Source organism: Rhodopirellula sp. UH5 (genome assembly GCF_056839225.1).
Genome location: NZ_CM166390.1, coordinates 1728590 through 1754675 on the forward strand (window position 1 = coordinate 1728590; position 26086 = coordinate 1754675).

Below are 26086 nucleotides of genomic sequence, written 5' to 3' on the forward strand. Positions count from 1 at the left end.
CGGCACGAGAAGCATCACAGTCTACACGAAGGAATTAGAAGAATGGCAGAAGGTACAATCAAACGGCTCACCGACAAAGGCTTCGGTTTTATCGACACTGGAGGGCCGAAAGACTTGTTCTTCCACTGCACGAATGTCGAAGGCGCGAGTTACGACGAACTGCAAGAAGGTCAAAAAGTCACTTACACTGAAGGTCGTGGTCCCAAAGGACCTTGTGCCGAAAACGTGACTCCTGCCTGAACGGCTTGATCTCGTAGATAAAATTGACACCGCCATTGATTCTTTTGATGGTGGTTTTTTTATGCGCCGACAGAACCCAGTCCCACCGCTCTTTCTGGCAACCCAATGCGCCACGGGCGGTCGATTGAATGCGTTTCGCAGTTCTCAAGATCAACCGATGATCGAACAACCGCGGAGCGGTGACAGTTGCCAGCCTCGGGTTTCAACCCGAGGTCTCGGGCGTCACCCCCTTCCTCGACGAGCCGCGGAGCGGCGACAGGTAGTGAGCGACGCGACGGGGGATCGATTGAAAAAGTGAAGTTGTAAATTGCAAATTTAAAAACCCGGGCGGCGATGACGGGGGCGCGAACCACGGCATCGCTCGACAGCGAGTCTCGCCCCGGACGGGGCCGGCGTCGGGCATGCCGCATGGGCCTCGCTCACGCGTCGGGTTTTCAAGAGAACTCAGCTTCCAAACTACTGCGACAGGTCCAGAGTGCTTCCCCCTGACGACGCCCCGCGATTCGTTTGGTCGTAACCCTTGGCTGCTCGTTTGGCACCTTCGTTTTGCTGCAGTTGAGACGCAACCTCGTCTCGATTTTCGCTCAGCATTTGTTCGCTGGCCTGCTCACGCGCCATCAATTCACGGTGCATTTCATCGCACTTCGTGTTTCGTTGGCGGTGTTCGTCTGACACAGGATGCGAGTCGCCGCGTTCCGTTCGTTCATTCTTGAGTTGCTCGGACGCCTGCACGAGTTGCTCCACCGCCCGCTGCTTCTGGCTCAACACACGCATCAGCTCATTCATGTGGCCTTCTGAGATGGCGGCTTCCTGCTGAACGGTCAGTTCCAGCAGCAGTTCCAGCAATGCAAACCGGCGATCGATGGTGGCTTCCATGTCTTCGTCCCATTCCCTTGGTGAATCGATCGTCGAGCGGGAGTTCCCCCGCTTCGAAATCGATGAAAGATTTCGTGTGTGCCGGTCTCATCACAATCCGCCTGGCTCGGTGCGTCAAGGTGACTTTCAGGGGGCTGTTTGATTGGTCAGCTGAGCACCCTGGTCCAGTCGTTCAACCATCCACGCCAGGTAGCGTTCCCAGCCCGCTCGGTCGTAACGCGTGACTTTGTCGAACTCATTGTCCCACTGGGCGCCAATTCGGCTGAGAACCACGTCCGCTTGGCGAATCAGCAGGTCCGCTTCGCGAACACGCCCGATCTTTCGCATCATTTGTGACTGCCCCAGAAAGGCTTCCAGCGAAGCTGGTTCGTTCATGTATCGGATTGCCATGTCGCGGTAGGCGTCCGCTGCCTCGGCGAACCGATTTATGTCCCGCAGTGTGTCTGCTTGGCCAATCAATGAATTACGAAGCAGGGCTCGTTGCTTGTCGCTCAGGTCACTGTCTCGCTGCTGGTTCTGGAGGTAGTTCGCCAGCATCGCAAACTGGTCGAGCGCTGCTTGTCGGCGTGAGTTCGCCTTTTGGCTCAGCCCCCGCCTAGCTGTGTCTTGCAGCTCCGTTGACGTCAGTTCAATCTCCGGCAGTTCGGTCGCGAGCAAATGCCCGCGGGCGAGTGAGTAGGCGGCCGTTTGAGTTCGCGGTTCAGGCCAGTATCGTTGGACCGCTTCGTCCAGTCGCCGCATCGCCAGTTCCAGCGTGGGGCGAGACTCTCGCAGCGCTTCGATGCGTTTGTCCCGTGTCAGTTCGCGAGCTTTCAGTGTTTGTGACAGGCCTTCCGCGAACAGCATTTCCCCCAGTGTCAGCAAGGAATCTCGCCAGGCGGGGCTTTGTGGTGTCAGTTGCCCGTCGTTGAGATTCGCTTCCAGCCATTCTCTCGCTCGCTGTCGGTCACCCAGGTCCGCCGCAGCTTGAGCGGCCAGCAGTCGAGCGTCGTACCGCATCGGATCGCGTTCGTATTCGATGATGCAGGTCTGCAGTGATTCGATCGCGGCCTTGGGGTTTCCGTCGGCCAGCAAGGCACGTCCGTGGGCGACCAGCGCGCGTGGGATTCGCCCACGGTCTTCGTATCGCAAGTAGTCTTCGAGCAGTGCGGCGCTGCGTGAAAAGTGCCGTCCTCTCTGATAGGACTCGATTGCCAGCCACAAGGTGGAGACGTATTCGTCCGTGTCAAATTGTTCCTTTGCCGCCGCGGCGTAGGCGTCGCCAGCACTGCGAAAACGTTCGCGAGCCAGTTCCGATGCCTCTCGAGAAAGTTCTCCGCCCGGTCCCATGCCGGCTTCCAGGGTGGCTTCGCCCCAGTCACGGTAGGCCATTCCTGCTTGACTGAATGAGCTGGCCAATCCGAGCACCGGAGCGGTGGCCGTTGCAGTGTCGGCCGCGGGTGAAAATTGCCCTGCACCTCTCAGCATCGCGATCGCATCGATGATTCGTTGGGTGACGCTTTCACGCGCTATCTCAGGGAAGTCCAGGTATTGGCTCTGTCCAATTTCCCGCACCAGGTAGCGAGCGGTCTGCACCACATCATCGCCCATTGCGCGGCTGGCCAGCAATTCCATCTCTGAGATGCCACCTTCCAGGCCGCGAGCATCGAAGGGGCGTTGTTGCCGAGTTTGAGTGAGTCGTGCGAGTGCGAGATCCGGATCATTGAGCAGCAAGTAGGATTGTGCCACCAACAGTCGTGCGCTGCCAGCGACCTTGGGATCCGCTTCGCGTTGCAGTTGGTCTAGCACGCGAATCACGTCCTTGAGCTCCGCCTGAGACTCTTCCGGCAGCTCTCGATCAGCCACAATTGGAATGCCCGCAATGATTTTCGCGGAGATGGAACTGGGGAGTGTGTCGATGATCCGGCCGACTCGAGCCAACCCACGTTGCAGACTCAGTTGATCCTGCAATTGCATTGCCCACGGCTTTTGCAATGAGAGGTCTTCTGCGATGTCCTCTTCCACGCGAGCGATCACGGGAAGTGCGTCGCCGTGTCGTCTCAGTTGATTGAGAAGTTCAATCCTGAGGATCTCGGCTTCGCTTCGACGGCGATTGTCCAGCCCGGATTCATTCAGGTGAGCGACAATCGTTCGCAAGGCTTCGTCGGGTTTGGCTGAGATGGAAGAGGCCAGCGAACGGGCCAGCAAGGGGAGCAGTTCCCCTCGCAAGGTCAGGTCAATGTCGACGGCCTGCTTCAGATGACTGGCAGCTTGTTCATGGCGCCCGATGGCGTTCAGGGTTCCACCTAGCATTTGGTGACCTTCGGCGTCTCGCCCTTCAGGGAAGCCCAGCGAATAGGCTCGCTGCAAATAGGGCAGTGCCTTCTCCATTTGTTCGTGGCGATCCCGAAGCGAAACCGCTTGGTTGGCTCGCGCATAAGTTCCCGCTCCGATCAGAAATTGCTGCATGGGATACAACTTCCTTTCGGCTTCGTTCTTTTCGTTCAATTTCGCACGTGCTGCCAGATCGCCAGCCACGACGATGTTTCCAGCGACGTATTGGGCGGATGCCAGGTTCAGCGTTTGAGGGGCATCGATCTCTCGTCCGCCCGCCAAAATGGAAAACATGTAGGCGAAGCCGACCATCGTGAACATCGTCACGAACGCCAGCGAGGCGACCGTGGTCTTGGACCGGCTGCTCGGCGGAATCGCGTCTTGTGTTTTGGTTTCGTCAGGTTTAGCCACAATGTCACCTCGATCGGGAACCATTCGCGATACCAAAACTTAGGTCATCAACGCAACCTCGCCGCCTGAAACTCGCCTGTTTCATGGACCATCCTGAACAGCTCGGAGCGGAAGACCAAATCAGGTGGCGGGAATCACTCCTTTGGCCCTCGACCGACAGCCCTTCGGTCGCGTTTCCATGCAATTGGGTAGCCGAATCGGTGGACCAAGCAGGTCGGCAGGAATGATCGAGCAGAACCAGGTGAGCCGTTCGGGTGTTCGCCTGGACTGCGAAAGGCTGGGTGCTGGCGCTCTGATCGCGGATGCCATTGTTCTTCCGGCTTCTGTCTCTCTTCATCCCGGGAGGGATGAAACGGTGGGCAACCACAGCGCTTCGCAACGCAAAACTTTCGCAGTCCAGCGTTTGGCCCGGTTGAACGTGGAAGCAACCACGCCTGCCCAAACGGTTCGAATGCCGGAAGACTCCTGCCAACCTGTTGAGGGGGCCTTGGGGCGGTTTCAGAGTGAGCAGCCAGGGCGAAGAAGAAAAATAGTTCGAGAAAAGATCGCTGCTAACGGTCGTGGAACAGATGGCTCCTCGACGTCAAAGCGGAGGGCCTGTCTCGGACTCTCGTGCATGGATGATGCCGCGAGAGCTACGAGCGTCCCCACCAAAGGAATGTTCAGATATCACCTGGATGAAATGGGACTGGAAACCTCAGCGGGGCAGATCGTTCCATTCAGGCTGCTTAAAGGTTCGCTGTTGCGCTCGGGTCAGTGAGAAGGACAGTTGAGTGCTCCAGCATCATGGGGATGCCGCTTGTTGAACTCAAGGGTGCGGAACTGTTGATTGGAGGCGGTGGTTTGGGGGCGTGGTCTCCATTGGCTGGATGGCTTGTCGCATATCTCTTCCATGGCGTCGCAATCTCTCGGGGCATTCTTGTCCTCGATCACTACGCTGCCACTGTTTTCTTATCTTATCTTGTCTTGTCTTGAATCGATTGGAGTTGTGATGCGAACTGCGTCTCGGAAGATCCCCCATGGTTTCACCTTGGTAGAACTGTTGGTTGTCATCGCCATCATTGGTGTTCTTGTTGGGCTTCTCTTGCCCGCCGTCCAAGCTGCTCGGGAGGCAGCACGTCGAATGAGTTGCAGCAACAACTTCAAGCAAATCGGCTTGGCGATGCACAACTACCATTCGGCTTACAAGCAACTTCCCGAACATCAGGGCGGAACCCACGGCACGGGAACCAATGCTTGGTCGGCCGCAACGGGAAACAACCGTTTGGATCTTTCTTGCTTGGTGGGTCTGGCCCCCTTCTTCGAGCAACAAGCTTTGTGGGAGCAAATCAGCAACCCGTATCAGGTGACCGAAGGCACCACTGGGGTCGGTAACATCTACGCACCGATGGGACCTTGGCCAGGACGTCCACTTAACTCGGCAACCAACGCGGCGGGCGGCTTTTATGGCCCTTGGATGACCAGCCTTCCGATGCTTCGTTGCCCCAGCGATCCCGGCGTTGGACTGCCCGGGCAGGGACGAACCAACTACGGTCCCAGCCTCGGTGATTCCACCGACACGACCTGGGGCGGCTATCGCAACCGAACCAACGGCGTTGCGACTACGAACTCGTCTTACCAGTCTCGTGTCCGCGCCTCACAGCGTGGTTTCTTTCGCAACCAACAAAAGAGTGCTTTTCGCGACATCTTGGATGGTCTCTCGAACACCATTGCGTTTGGTGAAATCGTGACTGACCTGGGTGACAACGACACACGAACCCATTCGGTTGATGCTGCAGTCAACCTGCTCAACATTGGCGGAAACACTTCTTGCGAACAGTTCATTGATCCAGAACGCCCTCAGTTTTGGCTCAGCTCCGCACCCAAGGTCGGTAGCAGCGAACAAACTCGCGGCATGAAGTGGGCCTACGGCAGTCCTGTCAGCCAACAGGTCTTCACGATCCTGACGCCCAACTCGCCGTTGTGCATCAACAACACCAACATCGTTTCCATCGCGACCTGCCCCATGGGTAGTCGTCACCAAGGTGGATGCCATGTCCTGATGGGTGACGGTGCTGTCAAATTCATCACCGACTCGATCGATGCGGGCAACGCAAACCGCGGACAAGTCGGTGCACACGCCCAGCACAACGATCCCGAATCCGTCCCCGGGGCGGAAAGCCCTTACGGTTTGTGGGGTGCACTCGGCACTCGCAGTTCCAAAGAAATCATCTCAGGAGAATTTTGATCCCATGCGATTCAATCTCAAAAACGCTTTCGCTCTGACCTTCCTCGCGGTCATCGCAACCACCCTCGGTTGCGGTGAATCAGAGTCCGGTCCTTCCGCTGATCCGGACCAAATCCAGGAGTACCTGGACAACAACCCGGAAGCTGCCAACGCGGACATGGACCCGCCAGCAGATCCGCCGATGTAGACCCATCGCATTGCATGACGCCGGCAGCACGCTGCCGGCGTCATGCGTGCTTTTGTTTCGTCGATCTCAGAATCATCTCAATTCTGGAAGTGGTTCCCCGACGGGCCAAAACAGGTATCGGTCACCCTTGGCCGATTCCAACTTCATCGTGTTTGCCTTGGAAAGCTTGTCGGCAGAGAACTCCTTCGCTGGCAGCTCGTTCTTGCACCACTGATAGGTGCCTTCTGGCAGGGCAATGTCAACGCTTCCACCCTGTGTGGATTCGATCAAGACCCAGCGACACTTGCCGTCTTCCATGCATCCGCTGACCAGGTAGCCGCCTTCGCCTCGCAGGTGCCCGAACTGAACGCTGGGCCAAGCCGATGGAACCGCAGGAAAGATCGCCAGCCGGCCATGTTGACTCTGCAGCATCATCTCTTGAATCGCAGTCGCTCCGTGTAGCGGAGTTTCCATCACCGGCAAACCGATCTCCGAATAAAACGTGTTGGGCTGAAGGTACGGCCGGAGTTGTTCCAGAAACTTCAGTGCCGAGTCGCCGTCACCGAGCAGCGATGCCATGCAGGAACTCGCCGTGTAGGAATACCCTGCGATGCCTCGACCAAACGAACGCCAGTGCTGAAGACTGCGTTCGATCAGTTCTCGGTCTTCTTCTGATTCAGGCGTGATGGTCCGCAGCGGATAGATCGCCATCAAATGCGACCAGTGACGATGCCCTCCGGTCAGCCACACGTCGCGTCCAATCGCTCGGCCGGTTTCGTTGGTCTGCACCTGGACCAAGTTGTCCGCGAGGTCACGCCAAACAGGCAACAACGGTTCCTGGTCTTCCGACAAACCTTTCTCTTCGGCAAGTTCCAGCAAACGCTGACTGCCCCAACGCAAGAAATCCAAGTCGTAGGTGCAGTCCTCCGCCAATCGATACTCAGGGCTGTAGGTCTTGGGAAGGTGCCAGATGCCGTTCTCATCACGTGTCAAAAAATGCCGGTAATAGTTGACGGCTCGCTTCAGCAACGGGAACAACGTTTGATCGCGGATCGATTCGTCGCACCAATAACGGTATTCCAAATCAACGTTGTGCAACGCCCACAATAAATTGGCACACTCAGCACCAATCCTGGGATCCATCTTGGGACGTCCGCCGGGCTGTCCAACATGCCCCACCAAATCCCAGCCGGAGGAGGTCCGCCCCAATCCCGCCGAGTCATGACGATATGGCTCCGCCACGTTTTGAATCAGATGCTCTTGGTTTTCATGCAACTTTTGCCGAAGCGCTGACACGGTGCCTCGACGGTTCGCCGTGTAGCCTCCCTCGTGTGAGAGTTGGGCGTTCAAGTTCCACCATGTCGCATTCCAAGCGGTCGGTTGCAACCATGGTCCTTGGTTGTCGATGATCCATCCCTTGTCACGGGTGGCACAGGCCAACTTGTATTGCTGAATCCAGTAAAAGGAATTCCAAAACTCGGATCCCGTGCTGAGAAAGCTTTGTGGGTAATAGTTGTGCCACCACGTTCGGTGCTGGTTGATCCAGCTTTCGTGATCAGCCGCAACGGCGGTCCGCACGGCGTCGACCACACGTTCCGATGCGTTCCCATCGGGGAAAGAATGCTGAACGCTCAACCACAACCGCGTCCGGCCGGCCTCACGTCGAGTGGTCCAGGCCACCGCTGTCTGGCCACCCGCAACCAGGTTTTGGACCACCAGCTCGATCCCATCATCCGTCTTTGAGATCACCGGATCCGGATGTGGCTCAGCACGTTCCGATTTGCCTCGAACGGCTCGCGGGTTCTTTGGTGGTCGAGCCACGTAAACGAATTCGGCATCGGTCAGTTCGCCATCTGCCTGCAATTCACAATGAATCACGGGTTCGGTCGCATGGGTGATGGCCGTCCATGTCGCGCTGCCGTTCTCCGAGCGAATTGTCCCGGTCGCTTGAGCGTTCCACAACTCAATCCGAGTCGTGCCGCTGGTGATATCGGCGGGCAACCGAAGTTCCAGGTGCCCGATGAAGTGTCGCCCACGATTGAGCACCTCAACGTGTTTTTCAGACAGATCGTCCTCTTGCCAAGGCCGATGGTCGTGCGCGGCCGAGCACCCCACGTCAAACCGAATCGTTTGGTTGTCGAGCTGATAAACCAGCGTGCCCTGTTCCCCGTTGCCAGTGAACGGCGCTTCGTCCCAAGCACGTGGCATGGTGTCGCGACGCAAATCACAGGCGTCGAGAAATGTCGGCCAGTCGATGCTTTCCGCCAGTTCATAGGTTGGGATCGCCCCCGAATCCGAGACCTGTTCGCTCGTCTCAACCTGGACCGTTTGAGCCACCCCGAATGGAACGCTCCCCAGCCAAACGAGGCTTGCCAGCCCCCAGGGGGCCAGAGCAATGAGCTTGGAGAAACGGCGACGAACAGTAGATAAAATCATCGAAGACGTCTGCGACGGAGGTGATAAACGAGAGACCATGACTCTAAGGCATGACACCCCATGAGTCACGATCTGGCTCTGCTCCCATTCTCATCGCAAGCCGATAGAACAAAGTTGCGATCGCCTGCTTGTTCGCCGCAAATCGTTCTTGCAATCTCAGTCTTCTTGGGTCGCCAAGCGATCCAGCAGATAGGATTCGACCGAAGCATGAGGCACGTCGGCTCCCTGGTGGAACAGTTCACACTCCACGCCTGCTGCCTCCAATCGCTCCTGCAACTTGATGCCAAAGTTGGAGGTGTGCGTCGGGTCGCCTTGCTTCTTCCCGATCTTGGGCACATCGCTGTAGTACATGTAGATCGGCGGATCATCGGACGAAACATGCTCGATCGGCGAGTACGCTTTGATCCATGGAAGAACGTCTTCTCTTGCCGCCAGAAACTTTGCGAATTGAGCGGGCTTTTTGTCCCCCGTTTTCGCGAACCGCCCGAACGCATGCCCGCCATACCAACTGTTCGGCGTCCACTCCCGCATTTGCTTGGGATCGAGCGTGGTTTGAGGACGAATCACCGCGGCACCCATCAAACGCGTGGACTGGCGTGCAATCGGATCATCACTGCTTGGATCCTTCAGGTCGTCGTGCAAAGCCAACCACAACGAGGTGCACGCACCGGCGGATCCCCCCACCGCGATCATTCGATCCGGATCAATTCCAAATCGCTTCGAATGATAACGAGCAAACTGCAATGCACGAGCACAATCCGACATCGGTGCCTTGACCGGCGGCGTGACATGTCCGGCCAAAGCGTCTTGGATGTACCGGTACTGAACGGAAATCACAGTGACCCCCGAATCCAACAACTGCGGCAGCATTCCCATCAAGTTCGCATCCGTCTGCGATCCGCCACGCCAACCTCCTCCATGAATGTAAAAGACGCACGGCGACGGACCGTCCGTGGCAACTGTCGGTTTCCAAAACATCAACGTCTGCTTGCGATGATCCCCATAAGAAATCCCGGATTCGGTTGGTTCCGGCGAGACGGGCTCCTTCGGCGTTTGGGCGACCGCCATTCCAGCGAGACAAATTGCAAAGCAACCCACCCGGAAGATCATTTGAAAAGAAAGCATGGTTGTGTTTGATGGATGAGGCATGAAGGTGGTTGGAAACGGAGTGCCGTTGTTTTACCGGAACCAAGCATTGCCTGCGATGATCCACCAACTCCATGTTGATGATTCATCACTCACGGCTGAACCACCGGAGCCAAGTAAAGATTGCGATACGACACATTGGTGTGGTCGCCCTGCAAGTAAATTGGACCGGGCTCATCCGGGTTCGTGTGGATCGCACCCGCGGTCGGTCGAGAAATCGGTTGATTGTCGATGACCTTCTCACCGTTCAGCACCACGGTCACGTGTCGGTCCACCAACGTGATGTCGTACGTTTGCCACTCGCCTCCTGCTCGCCCCGCGTTCTTCGAAGGTGGGATCTCACCGAAGATCGCTCCCACACCTTGGATCCCTTGCATCCGGCTGTCACGGTCCACCACTTGAGCCTCGTACATGCCTCGCAAGTAGACCCCGCTGTTGCGTTGTGACCCAACGAGAAATTCAAGGTGCAACCAAAAGTCCTCAAATGATGCTTCTGTCTTCAAATTGGCGTGGTCACCGGTCGCACTGAAATCGGTCTTCGGCGTGTTGTTCTGCAGCACACCATCGACCACCGACCAACCATTCTTTTTGTCCGGCTCATGAGTGGTCCAACCAGTCATGTCCTTTCCATTGAACAAGCTGATCGGTTGCCCAAACCGAACCTTGGAAAGATCCGGACGCTCCGCAGGCATGGCAGAGATCTTCGTCCCCGTGAACGTCACATGTTCTGGTTGCCGATTGGCACGTGTTCTCACCATCGCACCATCCAACTCACCGTTCACCAACCCGATGCTCACACGGGTCGTGCTCACGCGTTTGCCTTTCGACTTCTTGACCATCTCAAATTGAACGCGTCCGTCGATCACTTCGACATCGCGGTAAGGCGCGGCCGAGCCAACATAAATCCGCAATGACACAACCGGCTTGCCAGCCTGCTCTTCCACTCTCATCCAAGCCGGTTCGGCTGTGGACAGGTCCAGCGACCAATCACCAAGCAACGCCGATGGAACGGATTCGCCATGAACCGTCCCCACGAGGAGTGTTGCGAGGCCAAAGAACGCGACCATGCCGGTCAAACGAGCACCAGAAAGAAGCTTCATCACGGTCTTGCAGAGTAAACGAGAGGAAAAGGAGAAAGAGGGAAACCCGACTCACCGCCAAACATCCCACCAAAGCGAACGCAATGATAAGCCAAACCGGATGCCGGCACTGCCAAACTTACCCCAGGCTCCCAAGGAGCGCCGCGAGGACGAAGTCCGAACCAGTTCGCCTCGACCCGAACCAGAAACACGTGGCGGAAATACGCGTGGAAGGGCGATTTCAAATGCAATTGTTCATCGATGAAACACCTTTCCCGGTCCCCAAAAAAGACAATGAAACAACGATTGCTACTCGGCACCTCCCAACAAGTGTCATTTGGTTTGCTCGCCCTCCGCGTTGCGTTTGGTTGCTTCATGATGGTTCACGGCCTGCAAAAGGTCATGGGCTTTTCAACGATCTCGGAAGGATTCCCCGACCCGCTCGGCATGGGACATCAACTGAGCCTCCTGTGCGCCATCGCCACCGAAGTCGGTTGCTCCATCCTCTTGATCCTCGGCCTGGGAACACGCGTCGCGGTTCTAGGCCTCGCGTTCACAATGTTCGTCGCCTTGTTCTTGGTTCACGGCAGTGATCCGTGGAAGGTCAAAGAACTGGCCGCGGTCTACCTCGCAACCTACGCCGTGATCTTCATCACAGGCCCCGGCGAAATCTCGCTGGATCAAAAGCTGTTTGGGAAGCGTGGGAGCGAAGAGGCCTAACGCTGGGCTGTCAAAAGGTTGGTATTGACACGGAAAATGCGACGTTGATTTTTATTCAGTCCTACGCCCCAATGGTCCCGCCACAACCCAGGGCGTTGCCCTGGGCTGGCATAGGGCTGCCCCGTTGGGGCGAAGTCGAGGAACAAAACCTGCGCAGTCCAAAGCGGTGTCAATACCAACCTTTTGACAGCCCAGCCTAACCCAGTGCCGACGCACGACCCGTCCCAGGCAACCGAAGGTCCCGCTGGCGGTTGGCTGCCGTGGGCTTGGCTTCCAGCCTGTGTTTCCCCATCCACCTCATGGAAGAACCAAGGGGGCAGGCTTGATCGGCGTCGAACCCATGTTGCCCTGTCGGCCGGACCAAGCGAAACGCTGTTCCGGCAGTTGACAGGGGGATGCCGGATCGGCGTCACCTCGTTCCTTGATCCGGCCTACTTGGCGAGTCGATGCCGACGATGATTGTTCCATCGACGCAGATTGGAGAGCCCTGATTGTCGCTGATCGCACGCTCCTCTGTTCGTTTCGTTTGCTGCCCGTTGCCTTGGTTGGCGGCGTCTGAATGGCTTGGGATGCCTGGCTGCGATCCGTCTCGTTACAATGGACGTGTGTCGAAGTGAAAATGCATTGGCGTGGTTCGTCAACTGGCTTCTTCCTCCTGATTGCACCATGCTTTCTCTTCCTTCGCGGGATCCACCGCGAAGGCTCTCGTTCCTTTGATTGGACGCACCATTCTCATGGTGCGTCACTGCCTGCGCCACCATTCCACCGGAGCCATCGACATTCATGCCTGAACCAAGCCCCCACGACAGCATCGCTCTGCTGATTGATGCTGACAACGCGCCCGCCGCAAAAATCGACTTCGTCATTTCAGAACTTGCCACCTACGGCGTGGTCAACATTCGAAAGGCCTACGGGAATTGGACCAAGCGAGGGTTGGAAGGTTGGGTCAAGGTGCTGCATGAATACGCGATTGCACCGACGCAGTGCTTTGATCTGATCAAGGGCAAGAACGCAACCGACATGACGTTGCTGATCGATGCGATGGACATCCTGTACACCAAACAGGTCCAGACATTTGGTTTGGTCTCGTCAGACTGTGACTTCACGCCGCTCGTCCGCCGCTTGCGAGAAGATGGAAAGCAGGTCATCGGATTCGGGCGGCAGAACTCGCCGGAACCTTTCGTCCAGGCGTGTAGCCATTTCATCTACTTGGATGAAGATGACAATGGGAAAACACCGCAGAATGAGAGGAGGGAAAGCTCGGTTTCGTCGTTGAAACAGAACACCAAGCTCATCAACACGCTTCGAATTGCAGTGAAGGAAGCCGCCGATGACGACGGATGGGCGGCACTCGGTCCGGTCGGAGCTCATATCTCGAACCAAGGTCCTTTCAACCATCGCACCTACGGATTTAAGAAACTCAGTGACATGTTTGAAGCAATCGATCTGTTCGAAGTCAAAAAGAGCAAACAAATCGGACAGGCTTCCGTTCGCGTCCGGCTGAAAAGATGATTCTCGGTGGAGGGACCGTGCAGTCGCCGCGTCACCTCACTCATTCCCTTGTGCAATCCATCTCTGATCGACCACCCCATGAATCAATACAGCAGGGCTACCCAGGAACAACTGGAATCCAACGACGGATCTGCCCGCTGGCTGCTGGGGATTTTGATCGGGGTGGCGGTGTTGCTCTTGGTTGCGTTGGTGGCTGGCGTCGCGTCCCTGTTGACGCTGGAGCGTACAGTGCCAGCGACCCAACTGGTGTACTCGATCCAGCGTTCCGACTCACAGCCCGAGTTTGTCACGAGCGAACAAATGGAAGTCCCGCTGCGACGTCGCATGGGCGAGTTGTTTGGCATCGGACTGGAGGTCAATGCCGTTGATGATGAGCAAATCGAGATCATTTTGCCGACCCGAGATCCAACCCAAATCAAGATTGCGAAGGACTTGCTGATGTCCGCGGGCGTGCTGCGATTCCTTCCGATCGCCAATCCAACTCGGCACGCGTCAGTCTTTGAACTTGTCCAGCAAACCACCAATGCTCCAACACCCCAGCGGGACGTGCACGCCCCAAACGGCGATCTGGCCGCGAGATGGGCGACGGTTGGTGTGGATGCCAACTCGGGAGTGGCCGATCCAATCGCTCCACTAAATATCGTTTTGACATCGCCCGTCGTTCGAAATTCTCAAACAGGAGAAGTCATCCCTCTGCCCGAGGAACTGCTGGGCAACGACAGCCCAATGAAGGTCGCTCGCTGGTTACATGACCAGCACATCGCTTCCATCGATGTACTGGCAGTCGTGGACAAGCCACAATCGCTGGGCGGTCAGGACATCGCGTTTGCGTCTTCCACCTTTGACCACAACGGTTCGCCCGCTGTTGCGATTCAGTTCACCGAAGCAGGCGGTCGCAATATGTTTGCGATGTGCATCGACAATGCACCGTTGGGGAATGTAGCCACACAACTCGGGATCATCTTGGATGACCGATTGCTGACAGCTCCAAGTATCTTGGAGCCAATCCGGCAAGAGGCACGAATCACCAGCAATTTCACTCAGGAAGAGGTTGATTTCATTGTCCAGCTTCTCAAAGCGGGGCAGTTGCCAGCGAAATTGAATCCGACACCAGTCGCGGAATCGCAGACAACCATGTCCTACTCGTTGCTGGACTCGTTCATGCAGTGACACATCGGCGGATCGCACGAACCGGTCTCCATTGGCCAGGACGTCTCCCAACGAAAAGGTCCTTTGCAGGTGGGCAGGAATCTTCGGGTACAACCATGTGAGCCGTTTGGGCGTTCGCCCCGGTTGTGCGTGAAAACCGTGGCTAACGCCAGCGGCTCACATACCCGATGACACCTGCGTACCTGCTTACGCAGCAACCCCCGGCTACCATCTGATATCCCTACCGGGATGGAGTAAGTCAGAAGCCGGAAGAAAAATTGCATCCGCGATCAGATCGGCAACCCCAAACATTTCGCAGCCCAGCATTCGCCCCGGTTGTACGCGGGAACACTAGCGTTTGCCATTGCAGGTCAAATGCCGAAAGACTCCTGCCGACCAGCTCACATCCCCAATTCATGATCGACGGTGTTTGATCTCACTGGGGCGCATATCGAGCGGGAACTGCGGGTTCGGTTGCGGAGGAACGCGTCTTTGATTGTCTCGACGTTCTTCTCTTCTTCTGATTGAGCCCATCCCATGGAATACCTTCCTCTTCTTATCCAATTCATCACCGGTGCAGGCGGTGGCAATGCAGCCGCGAAACTGGTCAAGAAGCTCGATCTTGGAATCCTTGGGAATTCAATTGCCGGAATCATCGGCGGCGGACTTGGTGGTCAACTGCTCGGCATGCTCGGGATGACAGCAGGACCGAGTGGAGCGATGGATTTATCGGCCATTCTCGGAAGCGTGGCATCGGGAGGCGTCGGGGGTGGCGCGCTACTGGCCATTGTAGGTGTGATCAAGAACGCCTTGGCAAACGGAAAAACTCAACCTTCTGAAACCTGATGCAGATGTTCACCTTGTTTCCAACTTCACGCCAGTGAATCATGGTTTGTATTCCGGCGGGCGATCATTCGCTTTGCTGGTCGCAAACCATCGCTGCCAACACTCAAAGGGGCAATGAGTGTTGGCAGTTTTCTTTTTTGCATGACCCTTCTTTGGGCAGGTGATTGCCGGGCGTCTTGCCGGGCTCCCGGGCGTGCTTCTTGGCGGTGCTTCTCTTGGCAGTGCAACGCACTCGGACCAGGCATCCACTTGCCGAGGTCGGCTCCACGCGATATGCGGTGGTCCGCTATAACCTCCGCTCACGACACGTGACCGCAAGCTCCGCCGTATCGCCACGCCACCTCGCCGCGTGCTTTCCGGCCAACCCGAAGGGAAGCACCATGCCTCTGCACAGCAAAGATGACATTCGCGAATTCATCGACGACGAAATCTATGCCTCGTCGGATCTGTCCACGACGATGCCCAAGTTCAAATTCCCGCAGCAAGAGCAGGCGGCGCAGCACATCTACTCTGCCGTTCATGACGAGTTGATGCTCGACGGGAACTCCCGTCAGAACTTGGCAACGTTCTGCCAGACCTTTGCAGAACCTGAAGTGCGGCAGTTGATGGACGACTGCATGGACAAAAACATGGTCGACAAGGACGAGTACCCTCAGACAGCCGAGATCGAAGCTCGCTGCGTCCACATGCTGGCGGATTTGTGGAATTCCCCTGAGTCAGCGAACACGATCGGATGCTCCACGACGGGTTCCAGTGAAGCCGCGATGCTGGGCGGAATGGCAATGAAGCGAGCCTGGGAAAAACGTCGCAAGGAGGCGGGCAAGCCGATCGATCGCCCTAATCTGGTGACCGGTCCCGTCCAAGTCTGCTGGCACAAATTCGCTCGCTACTGGGACATCGAACTGCGCGAAATCCCGATGGAGGAGGGGCGTCTGATCATGACGCCGGAAGAAGTCATCCAACGCTGCGATGAGAACACCATCGGTGTGGTGCCGACTCTGGGGGTGACGTTCACATGCCAGTACGAACCTGTCCAAGCAGTGGCAGAGGCACTGGATCGATTCGAAGAAGAAACGGGCATCGACATTCGCATGCACGTCGATGGAGCCAGTGGCGGATTCTTGGCCCCCTTCTGCGCTCCGGATTTGGTCTGGGATTTTCGACTCCCGCGAGTGAAGTCAATCAACACCTCGGGACACAAATTCGGTTTGTCGCCGCTGGGAGTGGGATGGGTGATCTGGCGAGAAGAATCAGATTTGCCAGAAGAGGAAATCTTTTGGGTGAACTACTTGGGCGGCAACATGCGAGACATCGCGCTCAATTTCTCCCGGCCGGGCGGTCAAGTCGTTTGCCAATACTACAACTTCCTGCGACTCGGGCGAGAAGGTTATCGACGCACTCACACTGCTTGCTATGACACGGCGAAGTACCTGGCCGAAGAAATCGCGAAACTCGGGCCGTTCGAGGTCATCTACGATGGGGACATGGCTTCCGGAATTCCAGCGATGTGCTGGAAGATGAAAGCGGGAGAAGATCCAGGGTTCACGCTGTACGATTTTGCAGACCGGTTGCGAACGAGAGGCTGGCAGGTTCCCGCCTACGCGCTCCCAGCCAACCAAGAAGACTTGGTGATCCAGCGAATTCTGGTTCGGCACGGTGTCAGTCGTGACCTGAGTTCGATCTTGGTCGAAGACATGAAACGCGTCATCGAGCACTTCGAAAAGCATCCGGTTCATACCACGATGACAGCCGCCGAAGCCTCGGGATTCTCCCACTAAGCAGGTCGGCAGGAAAGATCGCGTGCAACGAAGTCAGCCGTTTGGGCGTTAGCCCCGGTTGTACTTGGGAGCAACGACGCTACCCAAAAAAATCCCAAATGCTGAAAGACTCCTGCCGACCGGCTTCGGTCGGCATTCGAACTGTGCTGCGTTCTGTAACGAATCCAATGGAGACCCCATGCCCTTGACCAACGACAATCCGGTGGAACCGCAGTCGGCGGTCGAAGCCTCGGGGGCATGGCCGTTTGTGTCGCGACGTGTTCGTCTGATCGAAGGAACACGGCAGGTTTGGAATTCTCGGCAGCATCGCAAGGGAACGGTTCCGCGTGCGTTTTCACGTGTCGCAGGGATCTTCTCTGCGGAACATTTGAACGCTTGGATTGGGACGGTCTTTGCAATCGGGGCAGCGTGCTTTGTGGTCGCCAGTTGTGGCAGCTTATTCCCATTGATGGTGGAAGGCTCCGTCGTGGGAGAGCATCTCAACGCGATTTACTTCGCCGGTTCGATTCCATTCACTACAGCAGCAGGGTTGCAGTTGTTTCAGGCCGCCAGCGCCAGTGCCCGCCTGGACCCGCTTGGACGGGATCGACTGATCGGGTTCGGCTGGTACCCGCGGGACATCGGCTGGTTGAGCTGTGCCTTGCAATTTGTCGGGACCGTGTTGTTCAACTTCAACACGTTGGACGCGATGTCCCCGTCGCTGAACTGGTTGCAGCAAGACTTGGTCGTGTGGGCGCCTGACTGGGTGGGGTCTGTTTTATTCTTGGCATCGGGCTACCTGGCTTTTATCGAAACCTGTCACGCCCACTGGGCGTTTCAGCCGCGTAGCCTGACGTGGTGGATCGTTTGGATCAATTTGTTAGGCTGCGTTGGGTTCATGATCTCTGCCTGCTTCGCCTTCGTGCTTCCAAGTGGTCTGAGCGAGCGTGCGATCACAGTTTCAACTGCGTGGACGTTGCAGGGCGCGGTTTGTTTTCTGATCGGCGCGTTGTTGACCTTGTTTGAGTCGCCAGATTCAGCCAAAGAACCCCAAGAAACCGCGACTGAGCTTGTTTGAGTCTTCATTCCCTTCTCCGCCCGATGCGAACATGAGAGAACTTTATCTTTACCAGAGAAAGCACCGGCAAACCGCCAGAACTCTGATGATCAACATGGGGGTGCTGCTGGTGATGGCTTGGGCGGCTCACCAGTTCATCGAACCCTCCGAGGCGAAGGACCAGTTGTTCGACTGGGTGAAAATCGTTGTGCCATTGGTGGAGCTCGGTCTGCTGTTCGCCGCCCTTTTCTTTTGGATCCGCAACGGAACGTTTCGGATGGCCGTGAATGCGGACCGCTTTGAAGTGGTCGATCCTCTGTCAGCAAATGGGTCGTTTTCTGTGCCGGTGAGTGAGATCGTTCAGATCAAGCAGACTCATCAGAAAAATTCCAACTTCAGCTCGATCAGGATGCACATGAAGTCTGGCGAGCAGATACGGATCACGCAAAACCATCACTACAATCGAGCGAAACTTTATGCTGCGTTGGCGAAAGCCAACCCGGACATCGATTTGCCGAAAAGTGCCTGGCGGTTCAAGCAGGTCTGACAAACAAAGACGCGTTCGCCAACCAAACCGGCACGACCTGCCGGGGAACGTCGATGTGTGAAAGTGCTTCCCGGGTGAAAGCACTCGACACGCGTCTCCGGATCATTCCGCTTCGCGAAGGGATTGATGGCAGCGCACGCAGCTGGTGGTCAATTGGTGGAATGCCAGCGTGACTCCGTCAATGTTTTTCTTCTTGGCTTGATGAATCACCTCGTTGGTGACTCGCTCAAACGTTCGGACATGATTGCGGTAGTCGGGATTGCGACTGCGAGCGAAGCCTTCGACCTTGTTCAGCAAACGCATGTGGTTCGCATTGGCTTCGATCTGGTCGAAGTCGCCCATCGACAGCCCACGCAGAATTCCGGTGGAGTAGTCCAGCTTTTTCTGCATCCAAAAGTCGAGGGAACGTTCACTGGTTTCCTTCGGAACCGTTTCGTCGGATGCAGCCTTGGTTTCCGGTTCGGTGCTGGGCGATTGGGCCAATCCGGTGGTGATCCAGAGCGCGGTGAAAGCGAGCATGACGAGCAGACGCATGGACTTGGTTCCGTTGTTGAAAGGGGGGAGGCGTGGAACGCCGGAGAGATGAAATGACGCAGCAAGTGTGACGGGACAACCACAGGGGCAAAGCCTATGCCGGTGCTGCATTTTGTGGGGGAAGCCCAAATCGGTGCGTCGTCGATCACAACGTGCAAATGAGCACATGGAAACTGGCACTCGGTAGGCAGGGACGCAGGTGTCATCGGGTATGTGAGCCGCTGGCGTTAGCCACGGTTTTCACGCACAACCGGGGCTAACGCCCAAACGGCTCACATGGTTGTGCTTGATCACTCCTGCCGACCTGCTTGGCATCGTCAGTGCTGGACCTTGGTGTCCCCAATCTTTTAAACCAAGGCATTGGTAGGGCGAAAGAGTGCATGGGCGTCCTCGTGAGCCATTCGAATCCGGGCATTGTGCGGCGATGCACGTCCGCAGGGGCAACTCGGCGCATTTCGCAAGTGGATCAAGAATTGCAAGGAAGAGAGTCGTCTCATTCCTTTCCCAGGAATCGAGTGGTCGGTGACGGTCGTCGTTCGCACCTGGAGAGCAACGTTTGCCCTGCACGGATGACGTGAAAAGGCGCCTGCACTTTGCCGCGAGATTCGAATCCGAGAAGAACATGCCCCAATCCACGACAGAATTGCTTGGCCCCGATGGCCCCCATTTGCTTGAGCACCGGTGTGAAACGATCGACCAAAGTCGGCTGCATCTTCCGGGACCTGATTTCTTAGAACGAGTGGTGTGCGGAACCGATCGGAACCAACGGGTCATCAATCAACTGGCACGTCTCTTTGGCCATGGCCGACTGGGCGGGACGGGGTATGTGTCGATTCTTCCAGTCGATCAAGGCATTGAGCACTCCGCTGGGGCATCGTTCGCACCGAACCCGGACTACTTTGATCCAGAGAACATTGTGCGTTTGGCGATCGAGGGAGGCTGCAATGCGGTCGCGTCCACCTTGGGAGTCCTGGGGGCTGTGTCACGCAAGTACGCGCATCGAATTCCGTTTGTCGTGAAGATCAATCACAATGAACTTCTCAGCTATCCCAATTCCTATGATCAGGTGATGTTTGGCAGTGTTGAACGGGCATTTGACATGGGGGCCGGCGCGGTCGGAGCGACGATTTACTTCGGTTCTCCAGAATCGCGTCGCCAACTGGTTGAGGTGGCGGAGGCGTTCGAGCACGCGCACGAATTGGGGATGGCGACTGTTTTGTGGTGCTACCTTCGCAACCCAGCCTTCAAAACGGACCAGGACTACCACACTTCCGCGGATCTGACCGGGCAAGCCAATCATTTGGGCGTCACGCTGCAAGCCGACATCATCAAGCAGAAGCTGCCAACCAACAACGGTGGTTTCAATGCGATCCAATTTGGCAAAACGTCCCCCTTGGTCTACGACGAATTGACCACCGATCATCCGATCGATCTGTGTCGCTACCAAGTGGCCAATTGCTACATGGGCCGTGCGGGATTGATCAACTCCGGCGGAGCGTCCTCGGGCGCATCCGATCTCGCCGAAGCTGTGAAAACAGCGGTGGTCAACAAGCGAGCTGGGGGAACCGGTTTGATCTCCGGTCGGAAAGCATTCCAGCGTCCGATGCTGGAAGGAGTCGAACTGCTTCATCGGATTCAGGATGTCTACCTCGACAAGGCGATCTCGATCGCTTGATCGCAGTGGCCAAGCAGACCGTTGTGCATTGGCTGCCCTCGGAATTATGTTGCCGGATGGCCCCAGCGGTCCGCATGCAGGTTGGGGGGCGGGAGATGCGCGTCGCTGCTGTGCAGGTGCGCTGTCAATGCCGCGATGTAGGCGGTTCTGTCTTCGTCGTTGGTGAATTCGAGCGGGCGGCGTGTTTGCAACTCTCTCATCGATTGCATTTGATGTCGTTCCATGAATTCCGTCAGTCCGTCGAGCATGAACCGGATCACATCGGGGCCTTCCCGATAGATCGCCGACGTCACCATCGCCACGTCCGCTCCCGCCAGCAGCACCTTGATCAGATGATCGGCATGGCCAATCCCGCCGTTGGCCGCCAACGGCATCGCCGGGCAAAAGCTGTGGACCTGCATCAGCGTATCAAGCGATTCCATTTCGTCGCTTTCATGGGTGAGTCGCCAGCGACTGGCCAGCTTCAGTGTGTCCAGACAAATGTCCGTTTTGGGGGCTCGTCCGTGAAGCACCATCCCTTGTGCACCCGACAGCAATTGACGGGCGAGGTGCGGCAAGCTGGTGAAATTTCGGCCGAGTTTGACAAACAGCGGGATGGTGATCGATGCGTCGACCTCTCGAATGGCTTCGAGAATGGTCGCTTCAATTTCGGCTGAACTGGTGAAGTCGCTGGGGCGGGAATGGTGGACGTTCAGCTCAATCGCGGCGGCACCGGCTTCCTGCAATTCACCTGCGAAGTCCATCCAACCACCGGCAGTGAACCCGTTCAGGCTCGCGATGATGGGGATGTCTTGCAGAGAACTGGCTCGATTGACGAGTGCCAAGTAGGAATCGGCGTCGGGGCACACCCAGTTGTGTTGGGTGCGATCAGAGCGGTCCAGCAGGCTTCGTTCTCGAGCCGTGATCTTGCGTCCCGCGTTCCAGCTCCAATCGATCACTTGTTCTTCAAACAATGACGGCAACACGATCGCCCCAGCCCCGGCCTGTTGCATGGCCAAACGCGTGTGTTCATTCATGGACATCGGAGAGGCACCGACGATCACAGGGGAAGCCAACGCCAGACCGCCAAAATGGGTGTTGAGATGAAAAGTCATTGCTTCAAATCCTTTGAGAGAGAAAAGAACGGTTCAAAGCGATTCGGCCACTTGAGCCAAGTCAGGGATCTCAACCACCAACGTTCGCTCGGCTTCCGTCAGTGGTTCCCGATTGGCAAGTTGTCGATCCAGGACATCCAGGTCAGCATCCGAGGCGTCCTCCCGATGTGCCAAGCGATCAGCGACGCGTTGACGCAATGTCTGAAGGTCGCTGTGGCAGTCCAGGATGGCGATGGGCACGCCAGCTTGTTCGGCGAGTTCGTGAAATTGTTGGCGGTCAGCGCGTCGTAAAAAAGTGGCGTCAACGATCACGCTGTGACCGGACGCGAGAATTCGGCGAGCAAGTTGGGAAAGACGCTGGTAGGTTTGCTCGTTGGCTTCGGACGAGTACAGCGCCGCGTTTTCCTGGGGGGCGATGTCCTGGGAAGCAATGTCCTGGGAAGCGATCTTTGGAGACGCAGTACTTGAAGACGCTGTGTTTGGGAAGCCGACGGTGTCTGGGGTCAATCGCTGCATCGCCGACTGCCCGAACATGCGTTTTCGTTCGATATCGCTGCGCAATCGGAATGCGTTGTGACGTTGCACGACCGCCTCACTGAGCGTTGTCTTTCCACTGCCACTGACGCCGTGCGTGATCCACAACCGAGGAGTCTCACGCAAGGTGAATCGATAGGCCAAGTCAACGTGATGGCGAGCGTCCACCGCATCCTTTCGCATTGAGGCAGCCAAGGCCCGCACGAGGGCTCGGTAAACCAAGAACAACCTCAGCAACTCCAAGGATTGGTAGTCGCCAGTGCATTCCAAGTAGGCGTTGAGAAAGGTGCGTGACAGATCGAGATGATCCCGCGCTGCCAAATCCATTGCCAGAAACGCGGCATCACTGAGAACATCAATCCATCTCAGGTGGTCGTTGAACTCGACGCCATCGAAAGGAACCAACTGTCCTTGCCATTGCACGACATTGCCCGAGTGCAGATCACCGTGACACTCACGAATGAATCCTGCCGCGATGCGGTCGGCCAGCAAACGTTGATGTTGTTCCAGGAAATCCGCGGTCCATCCCCGCAACACTTCGCAGGTCGCGGCGGTCGTGGCATCGGCGGTTGTCAGAACCTGATCGATCGTCTGAGGAATGTTGGACTGCAAGAATCCAGGCCACTCCTCGGCGATGCCATCGCGGCAAACCGCCGCGTCACGGTGGAACCCCGCGACGGTGGACGCGAGGTGAACGACTTCCAAGGTGGTCAGTTGCCCTGCTTGAACCCGTTCACTGAGGAGGGCATTCGATGGGAAACGGTGCATCTTGACCGCGTACTCGATCGCATCGCCTTCCCCTTCGATGGTCGGTCGCTTTTCGGTGAGAGTGATCGGCACGACTCCGATGTACAGACCGTTTGCAAAGCGACAATCCAAACGCACCTCTTCTTCACAGAAATGTCGCCGTCGTGCGAGCGTGCTGTAGTCGAGGAAATCGGTCCGAATCGGCTTCTTGATCTTGTAAGCAAACTCACCAGCCAAGAACACAACCGAGAGATGCGTCTCCTGCACAAGGATCGGGGATTCGATCGGATGCGGGTACGCCTGGGGGTGTTTCAAACCAGTGATCAAGCCATCCAGGGTTGGATGGATGTCTGTTGTGATGCTCATCGCATTCGGATCCCCCAAAGAGACGCTTGGCCAATCAACTATTCACGAGGCAGCTCAATCAATTCGTTTCGATGCTTTCTCATGTAAGAATGACATTCCACACAGTGAACCGTCATGGCGACGTACCCCATCGTGGCCCGATGAATGTCCTGTTCCTCAGCGGCTTCGGCAATCAAATCGGTTGCACGTTGAAAGTCGCGACTTTGCTCGGCGTACTCCCGTGTTTGGATCACGTTCCACCCAGACTCGGTGCTCAGTAATTTTAGCGATCGAGCGTTGGACGCGATCTGGTCGAAATCTTCGAGCGTCAGCCCTTCCAAGATTGCTTTGGACTTTTCCAGCTTCAACCGCATCAACGGGGTGAGTTTGGTTGTCCGATGGGAAGAGGCATCGTCGGATGGCGGGTCCGCTTGCAAGGTCAACCCCACCATGGATGTCAACAGCAACACGAAACCGGCAAGCATGATTGAGAGAGTGCTTTTCATGACGTTCAGCTATATGAGAGGGAGTGGTTCATCATCTTCGATCAACGAGGTCTGCGACATTTCAACGGGAGAGAGGAAACCTTTGGGCTTGAGCGCCAGCAACGAACAGGTGATGTCGGGAATGACTGTTTCTGCTGTGTTGCCAATCAGGATTCCAGCGATGCCGGATCGGCACACGGTTCCCATCACCATCAAGTCCGCTTCGACTTCATCTGCGACACTGCGAATCACATCGGCGGGCGATCCGTGTCGGAGGTGCAGGTGCACGTCCGCCGCGTCTGCGTACGGGGTTTGCAGAAGTTCGTCGAGCGCTTGATGGACCTTCATTTCGTGATCCTTCCGCGCCAGGTCCACCGCATCATCGCCTGCGTGTCGACGGATCGAGTCCTCCATCCACATTTGCCAAGCGGCGACAACATGCAATTGAGCTTTGTCACGCTGAGCGATGGAATACGCCCGTTCCAGAATCTGACGGTTCAGTTCACGATGTTGTTGGTTCGCGGCTTCCACGTCGATGGCCGCGACGACTTGATCAAACTCCCCGTGAATGTCCGGTTTGAGCAACCACACGGGGCAAGGGCACAATCTCAATAGCGATTTCGCGATGCTTCCGAAGAATCGCTCCGCCGCACTGAATCCGTCGGCGGTCTTGACGACCAAATCATGCTCCTCTCGGAGGACTTGTCGGGTGATCTCGGTGGCCGGGTCACCGATGGCGACTGCAACGTCCAAGGTCAATCCGGTGTCAGAGTAGTCCGCTGCGAGGTCAAGCAAACGACGACGGCGATCAGCCGCGACTAGCTTTTCAAGCTCCTCTGGTTTGGCCACATCGGTCATCATGCCCAACGCTTTGGGGATCGGCTTGACGACATCCATGAGCGTGAGTTTTGCATTGTTTTCGAGCGCCATGTCAGTCGCCCGCGAAACCGCAACCTGTGGTTGTTCGGTACCAGCGTAAACGAGAATGTTGGTGAAGTTTTGCATGGTATTGGGAGCCGAGGTTTGGCAAGGCAACGATTGAGAGTTCACGGGTTTCGAAGGCAGTTGCGTTTCATTGAGTCGCAATCAGGTCACGATGGAATGCTGAAGAGCTGCGTTTGGGGGATTGCTGGAAATCGATTGATTGCGTGCGATCCACACACTGGATGGAGAGTGACGAAGCACAAATCGCGTGGTGCTGCCCAACAGAACACGGCCCAGGTCGCTCCTGGGCGTTTCCCCCACCACCACCAGGTCGACTTGATTGGTTTCGATGTAGTCGACCAAGCCGTCACCAATGTGGTCGCAGTGAATCAGATGCCCTTGAGTGGTGGAGGCGACGTCATTGAGTCGCTCCACCACACTCTCAATGACCTCGGTTGCGGGAGCGTCGTGGGGCAGTTCGGCTTCGTCCATGTTGTCCGTCACGGACAACACACGCACCTCGGTGTTGCTGGCCCAACCAAACTCCGCGAATTCTTCCACGGCCTTTCCGGAAGGCTCAGTTGGTTCGCAGCCAATTGCGACGCGCAGGCGATGACGTCCGCTGAACTGCGAATTTGGTCGCACCACCAGAACACTGCAGGGAACATGGGTTGCCACGAAATCACTGACGCTGCCCTGCAAGAGGCGAGCAACGGTTGAGTAGCCCTTGGATCCGATCACCAGCAAATCGGGGCGATGCTCTTTGGCGATCGCGACAATGGTTTCGCCCGGCTGACCTTGGCGGATAATCTGACGCCATTTGATATCGGCATTGTCAAAGTACTCCTGGACCTTGCTGAACGACTGCTCAGCTTGATGGTGCTTTCGGGCGATCCAACTTTCGCTCCATCCATCCGCTAGAAATGTCTTTCGCGAAGGTGTCTCAGCGATCGCCGTGACGACGGTCAATTCCATTGCTTCAGTGTGTGGCAAACGAGCCAGAAAACGAGCGGCGTCGAACGAAGCGTCGGAGCCATCAATGGTCAGCAAGATCTTTTTCATCGAACTCTCTTGGGGGTTGCTTGGAGAACCGACGCACGCGGGGTGCCAAAGTGAAATTTCCGCAAAATCGCTCGTGGTTTCCAAGGCCACGCGTGCGTGGGTGCACATCTGAGCGGAGTGGATCGCTTGGGAGGTGCATTTGTGCGAGTTTTCCGCCTGGAATGCCCCTGGTCCCGGCTTTGCTAGTTCTGTCAGCACCGTCTA

General features: G+C 56.6%; 22 protein-coding genes. 11 read left to right on the forward strand and 11 right to left on the reverse strand.

Annotation, left to right across the window (positions count from 1 at the left end; genetic code table 11):
- Positions 1–42: 42 nt before the first annotated feature.
- Positions 43–240, forward strand: a complete 198-nt coding sequence (locus UH5x_RS06385) for a cold-shock protein (RefSeq protein ID WP_007326931.1) — start codon at positions 43–45, stop codon at positions 238–240.
- Between the two features lie 456 nt (positions 241–696).
- Here UH5x_RS06385 and UH5x_RS06390 read toward each other — a convergent pair whose 3' ends face one another.
- Both UH5x_RS06390 and UH5x_RS06395 read right to left on the reverse strand, forming a co-directional pair.
- A complete protein-coding gene (locus UH5x_RS06390) occupies positions 697–1116 on the reverse strand; it encodes a hypothetical protein (protein ID WP_482635128.1) in 420 nt (139 codons plus the stop codon).
- Positions 1117–1242: 126 nt separating this feature from the next.
- A complete protein-coding gene (locus UH5x_RS06395) occupies positions 1243–3840 on the reverse strand; it encodes a tetratricopeptide repeat protein (RefSeq protein ID WP_482635933.1) in 2598 nt (865 codons plus the stop codon).
- A gap of 991 nt (positions 3841–4831) precedes the next feature.
- On the opposite strand from UH5x_RS06395, the gene UH5x_RS06400 reads away from it, so the two are divergent.
- Positions 4832–6067 carry a DUF1559 domain-containing protein gene (locus UH5x_RS06400; protein ID WP_047814344.1) on the forward strand — a complete coding sequence of 412 codons (1236 nt, stop codon included), beginning with the start codon at positions 4832–4834 and terminating at the stop codon, positions 6065–6067.
- 4 nt (positions 6068–6071) lie between these two features.
- Entirely contained in the window at positions 6072–6254 is a 183-nt protein-coding gene (locus UH5x_RS06405; protein ID WP_047814345.1) for a hypothetical protein, read from the forward strand.
- A 72-nt stretch (positions 6255–6326) separates the two neighbouring features.
- Here UH5x_RS06405 and UH5x_RS06410 read toward each other — a convergent pair whose 3' ends face one another.
- From UH5x_RS06410 to UH5x_RS06420, 3 genes are all read right to left on the reverse strand, one after another.
- Positions 6327–8669, reverse strand: a complete 2343-nt coding sequence (locus UH5x_RS06410) for a glycosyl hydrolase family 95 catalytic domain-containing protein (protein ID WP_482635129.1) — start codon at positions 8667–8669, stop codon at positions 6327–6329.
- Between the two features lie 156 nt (positions 8670–8825).
- Complete coding sequence (locus tag UH5x_RS06415) at positions 8826–9794, reverse strand: alpha/beta hydrolase (RefSeq protein WP_482635130.1); 969 nt, start codon at positions 9792–9794, stop codon at positions 8826–8828.
- Positions 9795–9907: 113 nt separating this feature from the next.
- Complete coding sequence (locus UH5x_RS06420; protein ID WP_482635131.1) at positions 9908–10915, reverse strand: 3-keto-disaccharide hydrolase; 1008 nt, start codon at positions 10913–10915, stop codon at positions 9908–9910.
- A gap of 273 nt (positions 10916–11188) precedes the next feature.
- On the opposite strand from UH5x_RS06420, the gene UH5x_RS06425 reads away from it, so the two are divergent.
- The 7 genes from UH5x_RS06425 to UH5x_RS06455 all read left to right on the forward strand — a co-directional run bounded on the left by UH5x_RS06425 (position 11189) and on the right by UH5x_RS06455 (position 18482).
- Positions 11189–11614 (forward strand): DoxX family protein, encoded by a 426-nt coding sequence (locus UH5x_RS06425; RefSeq protein ID WP_482635132.1) that lies wholly within the window; start codon positions 11189–11191, stop codon positions 11612–11614.
- A 783-nt stretch (positions 11615–12397) separates the two neighbouring features.
- Complete coding sequence (locus tag UH5x_RS06430; RefSeq protein ID WP_482635133.1) at positions 12398–13126, forward strand: NYN domain-containing protein; 729 nt, start codon at positions 12398–12400, stop codon at positions 13124–13126.
- 78 nt (positions 13127–13204) lie between these two features.
- Entirely contained in the window at positions 13205–14296 is a 1092-nt protein-coding gene (locus tag UH5x_RS06435; protein ID WP_482635134.1) for a SecDF P1 head subdomain-containing protein, read from the forward strand.
- Between the two features lie 516 nt (positions 14297–14812).
- The gene (locus UH5x_RS06440) at positions 14813–15121 is read left to right on the forward strand and encodes a hypothetical protein (RefSeq protein ID WP_482635135.1); all 309 of its coding nucleotides are present in this window, start codon (positions 14813–14815) and stop codon (positions 15119–15121) included.
- A 380-nt stretch (positions 15122–15501) separates the two neighbouring features.
- A complete protein-coding gene (gene gad, locus UH5x_RS06445) occupies positions 15502–16899 on the forward strand; it encodes a glutamate decarboxylase (RefSeq protein WP_482635136.1) in 1398 nt (465 codons plus the stop codon).
- 178 nt (positions 16900–17077) lie between these two features.
- On the forward strand, positions 17078–17956 hold the full coding sequence (locus UH5x_RS06450) for a hypothetical protein (RefSeq protein ID WP_482635137.1): 879 nt from the start codon (positions 17078–17080) through the stop codon (positions 17954–17956).
- A 31-nt stretch (positions 17957–17987) separates the two neighbouring features.
- Entirely contained in the window at positions 17988–18482 is a 495-nt protein-coding gene (locus tag UH5x_RS06455; RefSeq protein ID WP_482635138.1) for a hypothetical protein, read from the forward strand.
- Positions 18483–18584: 102 nt separating this feature from the next.
- Here UH5x_RS06455 and UH5x_RS06460 read toward each other — a convergent pair whose 3' ends face one another.
- The gene (locus UH5x_RS06460; protein WP_047814356.1) at positions 18585–19016 is read right to left on the reverse strand and encodes a hypothetical protein; all 432 of its coding nucleotides are present in this window, start codon (positions 19014–19016) and stop codon (positions 18585–18587) included.
- A 622-nt stretch (positions 19017–19638) separates the two neighbouring features.
- Between UH5x_RS06460 and UH5x_RS06465 the strand changes: the two genes are divergently transcribed.
- Positions 19639–20691 carry a class I fructose-bisphosphate aldolase gene (locus UH5x_RS06465; RefSeq protein ID WP_047814385.1) on the forward strand — a complete coding sequence of 351 codons (1053 nt, stop codon included), beginning with the start codon at positions 19639–19641 and terminating at the stop codon, positions 20689–20691.
- A gap of 44 nt (positions 20692–20735) precedes the next feature.
- Here UH5x_RS06465 and UH5x_RS06470 read toward each other — a convergent pair whose 3' ends face one another.
- The 5 genes from UH5x_RS06470 to UH5x_RS06490 all read right to left on the reverse strand — a co-directional run bounded on the left by UH5x_RS06470 (position 20736) and on the right by UH5x_RS06490 (position 25882).
- Positions 20736–21785, reverse strand: coding sequence for a dihydroorotate dehydrogenase-like protein (locus UH5x_RS06470; RefSeq protein ID WP_482635139.1), 1050 nt, complete (start codon positions 21783–21785; stop codon positions 20736–20738).
- Positions 21786–21818: 33 nt separating this feature from the next.
- Positions 21819–23432, reverse strand: coding sequence for a bifunctional aminoglycoside phosphotransferase/ATP-binding protein (locus UH5x_RS06475; protein WP_482635140.1), 1614 nt, complete (start codon positions 23430–23432; stop codon positions 21819–21821).
- Positions 23433–23470: 38 nt separating this feature from the next.
- Entirely contained in the window at positions 23471–23896 is a 426-nt protein-coding gene (locus UH5x_RS06480; protein ID WP_482635934.1) for a hypothetical protein, read from the reverse strand.
- A 30-nt stretch (positions 23897–23926) separates the two neighbouring features.
- A complete protein-coding gene (locus UH5x_RS06485; protein ID WP_047814360.1) occupies positions 23927–24901 on the reverse strand; it encodes a universal stress protein in 975 nt (324 codons plus the stop codon).
- 81 nt (positions 24902–24982) lie between these two features.
- Positions 24983–25882 carry a universal stress protein gene (locus UH5x_RS06490; RefSeq protein ID WP_482635141.1) on the reverse strand — a complete coding sequence of 300 codons (900 nt, stop codon included), beginning with the start codon at positions 25880–25882 and terminating at the stop codon, positions 24983–24985.
- Positions 25883–26086 lie beyond the last annotated feature (204 nt).

Bases quoted from the DNA above. Each gene is read 5' to 3' on its own strand.
- UH5x_RS06385 (WP_007326931.1), top strand. From the start codon at position 43: ATGGCAGAAGGTACAATCAAACGGCTCACCGACAAAGGCTTCGGTTTT.
- UH5x_RS06390 (WP_482635128.1), bottom strand. From the start codon at position 1,116: ATGGAAGCCACCATCGATCGCCGGTTTGCATTGCTGGAACTGCTGCTG.
- UH5x_RS06400 (WP_047814344.1), top strand. From the start codon at position 4,832: ATGCGAACTGCGTCTCGGAAGATCCCCCATGGTTTCACCTTGGTAGAA.
- UH5x_RS06405 (WP_047814345.1), top strand. From the start codon at position 6,072: ATGCGATTCAATCTCAAAAACGCTTTCGCTCTGACCTTCCTCGCGGTC.
- UH5x_RS06410 (WP_482635129.1), bottom strand. From the start codon at position 8,669: ATGATTTTATCTACTGTTCGTCGCCGTTTCTCCAAGCTCATTGCTCTG.
- UH5x_RS06415 (WP_482635130.1), bottom strand. From the start codon at position 9,794: ATGCTTTCTTTTCAAATGATCTTCCGGGTGGGTTGCTTTGCAATTTGT.
- UH5x_RS06420 (WP_482635131.1), bottom strand. From the start codon at position 10,915: ATGAAGCTTCTTTCTGGTGCTCGTTTGACCGGCATGGTCGCGTTCTTT.
- UH5x_RS06425 (WP_482635132.1), top strand. From the start codon at position 11,189: ATGAAACAACGATTGCTACTCGGCACCTCCCAACAAGTGTCATTTGGT.
- UH5x_RS06430 (WP_482635133.1), top strand. From the start codon at position 12,398: ATGCCTGAACCAAGCCCCCACGACAGCATCGCTCTGCTGATTGATGCT.
- UH5x_RS06435 (WP_482635134.1), top strand. From the start codon at position 13,205: ATGAATCAATACAGCAGGGCTACCCAGGAACAACTGGAATCCAACGAC.
- UH5x_RS06440 (WP_482635135.1), top strand. From the start codon at position 14,813: ATGGAATACCTTCCTCTTCTTATCCAATTCATCACCGGTGCAGGCGGT.
- gad (WP_482635136.1), top strand. From the start codon at position 15,502: ATGCCTCTGCACAGCAAAGATGACATTCGCGAATTCATCGACGACGAA.
- UH5x_RS06450 (WP_482635137.1), top strand. From the start codon at position 17,078: ATGCCCTTGACCAACGACAATCCGGTGGAACCGCAGTCGGCGGTCGAA.
- UH5x_RS06455 (WP_482635138.1), top strand. From the start codon at position 17,988: ATGAGAGAACTTTATCTTTACCAGAGAAAGCACCGGCAAACCGCCAGA.
- UH5x_RS06460 (WP_047814356.1), bottom strand. From the start codon at position 19,016: ATGCGTCTGCTCGTCATGCTCGCTTTCACCGCGCTCTGGATCACCACC.
- UH5x_RS06465 (WP_047814385.1), top strand. From the start codon at position 19,639: ATGCCCCAATCCACGACAGAATTGCTTGGCCCCGATGGCCCCCATTTG.
- UH5x_RS06470 (WP_482635139.1), bottom strand. From the start codon at position 21,785: ATGACTTTTCATCTCAACACCCATTTTGGCGGTCTGGCGTTGGCTTCC.
- UH5x_RS06475 (WP_482635140.1), bottom strand. From the start codon at position 23,432: ATGAGCATCACAACAGACATCCATCCAACCCTGGATGGCTTGATCACT.
- UH5x_RS06480 (WP_482635934.1), bottom strand. From the start codon at position 23,896: ATGCTTGCCGGTTTCGTGTTGCTGTTGACATCCATGGTGGGGTTGACC.
- UH5x_RS06485 (WP_047814360.1), bottom strand. From the start codon at position 24,901: ATGCAAAACTTCACCAACATTCTCGTTTACGCTGGTACCGAACAACCA.
- UH5x_RS06490 (WP_482635141.1), bottom strand. From the start codon at position 25,882: ATGAAAAAGATCTTGCTGACCATTGATGGCTCCGACGCTTCGTTCGAC.